This is a genomic window from Candidatus Protofrankia californiensis (genome assembly GCF_900634765.1).
Lineage (GTDB): Bacteria > Actinomycetota > Actinomycetes > Frankiales > Frankiaceae > Protofrankia > Protofrankia californiensis.
In genome coordinates, this window is sequence record NZ_CAAAFT010000206.1 from 4,127 (window position 1) to 10,027 (window position 5,901).

At 69.9% G+C, this 5,901-nt stretch carries 5 protein-coding genes; 4 read left to right on the forward strand and 1 reads right to left on the reverse strand.

Features of this window, described 5'->3' with window-relative positions; genetic code table 11:
- The 3 genes from DD1DGNOD_RS11255 to DD1DGNOD_RS11265 form a co-directional block, all read left to right on the forward strand.
- Nucleotides 1-592, forward strand: a 592-nt coding sequence (locus DD1DGNOD_RS11255) for an LLM class flavin-dependent oxidoreductase (protein ID WP_131770077.1), incomplete at its 5' end; no start/stop codon positions are given.
- Between the two features lie 79 nt (nucleotides 593-671).
- The gene (locus DD1DGNOD_RS11260; protein WP_131770071.1) at nucleotides 672-1,808 is read left to right on the forward strand and encodes an isopenicillin N synthase family dioxygenase; all 1,137 of its coding nucleotides are present in this window, start codon (nucleotides 672-674) and stop codon (nucleotides 1,806-1,808) included.
- A gap of 124 nt (nucleotides 1,809-1,932) precedes the next feature.
- A complete protein-coding gene (locus DD1DGNOD_RS11265) occupies nucleotides 1,933-3,246 on the forward strand; it encodes a bifunctional o-acetylhomoserine/o-acetylserine sulfhydrylase (protein WP_131770072.1) in 1,314 nt (437 codons plus the stop codon).
- A gap of 29 nt (nucleotides 3,247-3,275) precedes the next feature.
- On the opposite strand, the gene DD1DGNOD_RS11270 is transcribed toward DD1DGNOD_RS11265, so the two are convergent.
- Entirely contained in the window at nucleotides 3,276-3,878 is a 603-nt protein-coding gene (locus DD1DGNOD_RS11270) for a TetR family transcriptional regulator (protein WP_165036609.1), read from the reverse strand.
- 417 nt (nucleotides 3,879-4,295) lie between these two features.
- Here DD1DGNOD_RS11270 and DD1DGNOD_RS11275 point away from each other — a divergent pair, with 417 nt between their 5' ends.
- Entirely contained in the window at nucleotides 4,296-5,849 is a 1,554-nt protein-coding gene (locus tag DD1DGNOD_RS11275) for an NAD(P)/FAD-dependent oxidoreductase (protein ID WP_131770074.1), read from the forward strand.
- The last annotated feature ends 52 nt before the right edge of the window (nucleotides 5,850-5,901 follow it).

The following is a 5,901-nucleotide window of genomic DNA, read 5'->3' on the forward strand; positions in this document are numbered from 1 at the left end:
AGCCTTCTACGTCGACATCAAGGCGCGGGCGGCCGCGGCCGGCCGTGACCCCGACCATGTCGTCGTCCTGCCGGCGCTGTCCACGATCGTCGGCCGTACCCTCACCGAGGCCGAGGACAAGGCCGACCGGCTGTACGCGCTGCTCGATCCCCGGGTGGCGTTGGCCGATCTCGCCTACTGGCTCGGTGGCGTCGACCTGTCGGCGTACCCGCTGGACGGGCCGCTGCCGCAGCTGCCCCTGTCGAATCAGAGCCGCAGCGCGCAGCGGCTCATCGTGGAGCGGGCCCGCGCGCGGAACCTGACCATCCGCGAGCTCGCCAGGGGCCTGGCCCGCGACGACCGGACCATCGTCAGCACCCCGGAGGGGGTCGCCGACCACATCCAGGAATGGTTCGAGACACAGGCCGCGGACGGTTTCAACGTGATCTTCCCGTACCTGCCGGAGACGCTCGACGACTTCGCGAACCTGGTCATCCCGCACCTGCAGCGGCGTGGCCTGTTCCGGACCTCCTATGAGGGACGGACCCTGCGCGAGAACCTGGGGCTGCCCCGGCCGGCCAGCCGGTACGCCCGCGGCCGGGCCGGCGCGTGATCCCGGCCATGCACGTCCAACCGGACGGCGGTCGCCGGCCGCTGTCACCTCCGGTACGCGACCGACGAGGAGGCCGACGATGACCGACAGGCCCAGCACCGTCACGTCCGGCACCGCCGCGTCCGAGACCGCCGCGTCCGAGACCGCCCTGCCCACCCTGGACATCGGCCCCTACCGCACGGGTGGCCCCGGGCGCGAGGCGTTCCTGGCGGCGTTGCGCGCGGCCTGCCACGGGCCGGGTTTCTTCTACCTCACCGGGCATGGGATCCCGGCGGCCACCAGCGCCGCCGTGCTGGAGGTCAGCCGGCGGTTCTTCCGCCTGCCCGAGCCCGTCAAGCTCGAGATCGAGAACATCCACTCGCCGCACTTCCGCGGCTACACCCGGCTCGGCCACGAGATCACCCGGGACAACCCCGACATCCGTGAGCAGATCGACATCTCCGACGAGCGCCCCGCCCGCCGGCTCGGCCCCGACGACCCGCCCTACCTCCGCCTCGACGGCCCCAACCAGTGGCCCGCTACGCTCCCGCAGATGCCGGCGATCGTCCAGACCTACATGGCCGAGCTGGGACGGCTCGCCCGGACGCTGGTCCGCGCGTTCGCCGAATCGCTCGGTCTGCCCGCCGACCACCTGGACCCGACGTTCGCCGTCGAGCCCCGCTCGCACCTCAAGCTGATCCGGTACCTGCCCGCGCCACCGGACTTCGCCGCCGGCTACGACCAGGGCGTCGGTGCGCACAAGGACGGCGGCTTCATCACGTTCGTCCTCCAGGACGACACCGGCGGTCTCCAGGTCGCGCGGAGCCCGGAGGCGGCCGCGGCCGCGGGCGCGGGCGTGCAGGTGGCGGACGGCGACTGGATCGACGCCAGCCCGGTACCGGGGACCTTCGTGGTCAACATCGGCGAGATGTTCGAGCTGGCGACCCAGCGCTACTACCGGGCGACCGTGCACCGGGTCGTCAGCCCACCGGCCGGGACGGAGCGGGTGTCGGTGGCCTTCTTCTTCGGCCCGCGGCTGTCGGCGACGCTGGCGCCCCTGCCGCTGCCGGAGGAGCTGCGCCGGCAGCTGCCGGCGGTGGAACCTCCTGACCCGCGCAACCCCATCTTCGCCGAGCACGGCGTCAACACCCTCAAGAGCTGGCTGCGCAGCCACCCCGAGGTCGCGCGGCGGTACTACTCCGACGTCGAAGCGCCCTCCGGACGGGGCGCGTACTGACCATGCCGGCCATGGCCGACCATGCCACTGCGCAGACGCACCGACCGGTTGGCCGTCCCCGACCGGCTAGGCTGAACATCCGTCACACAGCCCTCACCGGCCGCGAGACAGCGAGAGGAAACTCGTGACGACCGCCCCCGCGACGCACAGCTTCGACACCCGGCAGATCCATGCCGGCGCCCAGCCGGACCCGGCGACGGGCGCCCGTGCGGTGCCGATCTACCAGAGCACGTCGTTCGTCTTCGACGACACCCGCCACGCGGCGGACCTGTTCGCGCTCGCGGAGGTCGGCTTCACCTACACCCGTGTGGTCAACCCGACTCAGGACGTCCTGGAGAAGCGGGTCGCGGATCTGGAGGGCGGCGTCGCGGCGCTGGCGACCGCCAGTGGCCAGGCGGCGCAGGCGCTGGCGATCCTCACCGTCGCCTCCGCCGGCGACCATCTGGTCTCGTCGTCGTCGCTGTACGGCGGGACCTACGCGCTGTTCGCCCACACGCTGTCGGAGTTCGGCATCGAGACGACCTTCGTCGACGACCCGGACGACCTGGGCGCCTGGAAGGCCGCGGCGCGTGCGAACACGGCTGCGTTCTACGGGGAGACGATCGGCAACCCGCGCGGGAACGTCCTCGACATCGCCGGCGTGGCCGAGGTCGCGCACCAGGCGGGCGCGCCGCTCGTCGTCGACAACACCCTCGCCTCCCCGTATCTGGCCCGTCCGCTCGAGCACGGCGCCGACGTCGTCGTGCATTCGGCGACCAAGTTCATCGGCGGGCACGGCACGTCCATCGGCGGTGTCATCGTCGACGGCGGCCGGTTCGACTGGGGCAACGGGCGCTATCCGCGGTTCACCAGCCCGGACCCGGCCTACAACGGGCTGGTGTTCCTCGACGCCTTCGGGGAGACCGCCTACATCGTGCGGGCGCGGGCCAAGCTGCTGCGCGACCTCGGCCCGGCGCTGTCGCCGTTCAACGCCTTCCTGCTGTTGCAGGGGCTGGAGACGTTGTCGCTGCGGATGCAGCGGCACTCGGCGAACGCGCTGGCGGTGGCGCGGTGGCTTGCCGACCGCGACGACGTGCTGTGGGTCGCCTACCCGGGGCTCGCCTCCAGCCGCTGGCACGCGGCGGCCGACCGGTATCTGCCAGCCGGCGCCGGCGCCGTGCTGGCCTTCGGGATCCGTGGCGGCGCGCAGGCGGGCCGGGCCTTCGTGGAGGCGTTGGAGCTACACAGCCATCTGGCCAACGTCGGTGACGTCCGCTCGCTGGCCATCCATCCCGCCACGACCACCCACGCCCAGCTCACCGAGGCCGAACGGGCCGCGAGCGGGGTCAGCGGGGAGCTGGTCCGGCTGTCGGTCGGCCTTGAGGGGATCGACGACATCCTCGCCGACCTGCAGACCGGCTTTGACGCGGCGGCCGGACTATCCGACGGTCAGCCATGACCGGCTGACCAAGAGGACGTTCGACGCAGTCACCCGGAGCCGACCGCCGCGGGAGTGTCGTCGCCGCGGACGAGGGGGAGCAGGCAGGGCTCCAGCAGGGCGATCAGCCGCTCGGGCGACGCCTGCTCCACCTCGTCGATCTTCAGCAGATGTCGGGTGACGATGAGCCCGACGAGCAGCGTGCAGATGAGGCCGGAGCGCAGGGCCGCCTCGTCGCCGTCGAGCACTCCGGCGATCTTCACGGCGCCGTCGTCGAGGAAGGCGTAGCGGACCGCCTCGGCGGCCTGTTCGTGGGTGAGCATCGACCGCAGCGTCGCCAGCATGGCGTCCGGCTGCTTGTCGAGCTGTTGCAGGAGGTAGCTCAGGACGCGTCCGCCCAGCTCGTCGGGCGGTCCGGGCAGGCAGCCGGCCAGGTCGAAATCGATGGCGGAGGCGGCTTGGAACAGCGCTTCCTTGGAACCGAAGTGCTGCATGACCAGCGCCGGGTCGACTCCCGCCCGGCGGGCGGTCGCGCGGATCGTCGTCCGCTGGTAGCCGGCCTCGCGGAACAGCGCCCGGGCAGAGTCGAGGATCGCCGTCCGGGTCAGGGCGCGGCGTTCGGAGCGGCTGAACGGCGATGTGCCGGACGTCACAAAGATCCTCCCTCAACACGCATTGGCCGAACCTGCCGGCCACTCTCGACTTTACCCGAGTCAACATCCGTTGAGCGGAATCGTAGAGGGGATCTCTCCGGCCCTCGCGGCGATCGGTCCGCCGGTCGGTCCGCGAACCGGGTGAATCGGGTGAACAGGGTGAACAGGATGATTTCGCCGCGTCCGCCTGGGTCCCGCCGGGGCGCCCCGGCGGGACCCCCCGTCCTCCCGTCGTCGCGGGCTATCTACTCTGGTGAAGATGGAAAGCGTGATCATCGCGGGCGGCACGGGAATGGTCATCGGAGACGACGGCTCCCGGCCGGGCAGTGGTGACCGTGACATCACACGTGGAACCGTCACAGGGTAACCATCACGGAGTAACCGTCCCCTTCAGCCACCGAGGAGCCGTTGCATCCCATGACCGAGCTTTCAACGCCGCCCGCGGAACCTGGGCGCGAGATCCTGGTGATAGGCGCCGGTCCAGCGGGTCTGAGCGCGGCGTTCCAGCTGCACAAGTACGGGATCTCATCCACCGTGCTCGAGGCGGACACGCAGGTCGGTGGTATCTCCCGGACGGTTGAGCGCGACGGCTGGCGGTTCGACATCGGCGGCCACCGGTTCTTCACGAAGGTCCGGGCGGTCGAGGAGCTGTGGCACGAAATTCTCAGTGACGCCGATTTTCTGCTGCGGCCGCGTAGGAGTCGCATTTTCTACAACGGCGCCTACTACGACTACCCGATCAACGCCGGGAATGCATTGCGCAATCTCGGCCCGGCCGAGGCCGCCCGGTGCGTCGGCTCGTACCTGTGGGCCAGGGTCCGGCCGCCGAAGGATCAGACGGACTACGAAAGCTGGCTGGTCGCCCGTTTCGGTTGGCGTCTCTACCGCACTTTCTTCAAGACCTATACCGAAAAGGTCTGGGGTGTTCCGGTCAGCGAGATGCCGGCCGACTGGGCCGCTCAACGGGTGAAGAGCCTCTCCCTGGCGAACGCCATCGTCAACGCGGTCTCGCCACGTCGCAACCAGAAGAAGATCACTTCGCTGATCGAAGAATTCCAGTACCCCAAGTTCGGCCCCGGGATGATGTGGGAGGTATGCCGCGACAAGGTCACGGCTGCCGGCAGCAAGGTCGTGACGGGTACGACCGTGGTGGGCATCAGGCACGCCGACGGTCGCGCGACGGCGGTTGTCGCGCGCGACGGCGACGGGGGAACCACCGTCTACCCCTGTACCGACGTCGTGTCGTCCATGCCGATCTCCGAGCTGATCACGGCGATGGATCCGCCCGTCCCACCCGCTGTCGCCCAGGCCGCCCGCGACCTGCGCTACCGGGACTTCATCACCGTCGCGCTCGTGGTGCCCGCCGAGAAGGTGCCCTGGGACGACAACTGGATCTACATCCACGACCCGCAGGTCCGGACCATGCGCATTCAGAACTTCGGTTCCTGGTCGCCGTTCCTGGTCAAGGACGGCCGTAACGTGCTCGGTCTGGAATACACGGTCTTTGAAAGCGACGCCGCCTGGACGGCACCCGACGACGACCTCATCGAGCAGGGCAAGCGGGAGCTGGCCAAACTCGGCCTTGTCGACTACGACGACATCGAGTCGGGATACGTGGTTCGCCAGAGCAAGGCCTATCCCATCTACGACGACCGCTACCGGGCGAACGTCGATGTGATACGCGGCTGGCTCGGCGACAACACGACCAACGTGTACCCGGTCGGCCGCAACGGCATGTTCCGGTACAACAACCAGGATCATTCGATGCTCACCGCGATGCTCACCGCCGAGAACATCGCCACCGGCACGAACCACGATGTCTGGTCGGTGAACGTCGAGGACGAGTATCACGAGGAGAAGAGCGACTCCGGGGCCGGACGACCCGGCGGGTCCCTCGGTACCGGACGTGACGCCCCGGTCCTGTCGCGTGTCTCGCTCGACGCTGCGGCAGGCCCCACGCCGCAGTCGTGACGGCCGCGACCCCTGTCTCATCCGGGTTCTGGGCGAGGGAGGAGTCGCGGCC

What these genes read in the sequence shown, in the direction of transcription:
- DD1DGNOD_RS11260 (WP_131770071.1), top strand. Translation starts at nt 672, where the DNA reads ATGACCGACAGGCCCAGCACCGTCACGTCCGGCACCGCCGCGTCCGAG.
- DD1DGNOD_RS11275 (WP_131770074.1), top strand. Translation starts at nt 4,296, where the DNA reads ATGACCGAGCTTTCAACGCCGCCCGCGGAACCTGGGCGCGAGATCCTG.